The 1,225-nt window shown below is 62.0% G+C and carries 1 pseudogene; it reads right to left on the bottom strand.

From position 1 onward, the window contains the following. Positions 1 to 48: 48 nt before the first annotated feature. A pseudogene (locus CR492_RS20210) lies at positions 49 to 1,147 on the bottom strand (IS3 family transposase). Positions 1,148 to 1,225 lie beyond the last annotated feature (78 nt).

Genomic DNA, 1,225 nt, shown 5'->3' with positions numbered 1-1,225 from the left:
TGAGGGTCCCCCGATTTCTGATCCAGGCTGATGGAGAGTATCCGGCGTTCATTCGGCCGCTTGAGCGGCCGTGACAGCAGCATATTCGACCGGCGTCAGCCAGCCAAGAGACGTGTGAGGACGGCTCTCATTGTAGTCGCGCCGCCACGCCTCGATCTTGGCCCTGGCATCGGCCAGAGACAGGAACCAGTGCGCGTTCAGGCACTCGTCCCGAAGGCGGCCTTGAACGACTCCGCGAACGCGTTGTCCGTGGGCTTGCCAGGCCGGCTGAAATCCAGCGTGACGCCGTTCTCGTACGCCCAACGGTCGAGCGCTTTCGAGATGAACTCCGGGCCATTGTCCACCCGGATAGTCCGAGGCGCTCCGCGAATCGACGTGATCCGCGTCATGGCGGCGACCACCTGCTCGCCTTTGATGCTTTGGTCGACGTCGATCGCCAGCGCCTCGCGGGTAAAGGCATCGACCACGGTCAGCGCTCGAAGCCGTCGGCCATCGAACAGCGCGTCCGACACGAAATCCATCGACCACATCTCGTTCGCGGCCGATGCCGCAGGCTGCCGTTCGCGTTTGGCGGCGCTGACGTTTCGCCGGGGTCTCTTGAGCCGAAGGCTCAGTCCCTCTTCCCGGTAGAGCCGGTAGACACGTTTGTGGTTCACGAGCCATCCTTCCCTGCGCAGCAGGATGTAGATGCGAAAATAGCCATACCGCATCCGCGTCGCCGCCAGATCGCGGATGCGCATCACCAGCGGCGTCTGGTCAGGACTGTGTGAGACATAGCGCACTGATGACCGCTCGACGCCCAGCGCCGAGCAGCTGCGTCGTTCGCTGACGCCGTGGGTCGCCCGGACGTGCGCGACGAGCTCGCGCCGACGCCCAGGCGTCAGAGCTTTTTTGACAAGACGTCCTGCAAAATATGCTTGTCCAGGCTCAAGTCCGCGACAAGCTGCTTCAGTTTCCGGTTCTCGTCTTCGAGCTGCTTCAAACGTCGCAGTTCGCCCGTCCCAAGCCCGCCGTAAAGCTTCTTCCAGCGATAGAACGTCTGCTCAGAGATCCCCATCCGACGAATGACATCGGCGACCGGCGCGCCCGTCTCCGCCTGCTTCAGCGCAAACGCGATCTGCTCCTCGCTGTACCTCGACTTCTTCATTTCCCAGCTCCTCGCCCGAAGGCTCAAAAGACCGGAAAACTCTCACTCAAAATGGATGAAAAAACAGGGGGGACGTCA

Source organism: Methylocella silvestris (assembly GCF_002891535.1).
GTDB lineage: Bacteria > Pseudomonadota > Alphaproteobacteria > Rhizobiales > Beijerinckiaceae > Methylocapsa > Methylocapsa silvestris_A.
This window is presented reverse-complemented; position numbering and strand designations above follow the sequence as displayed.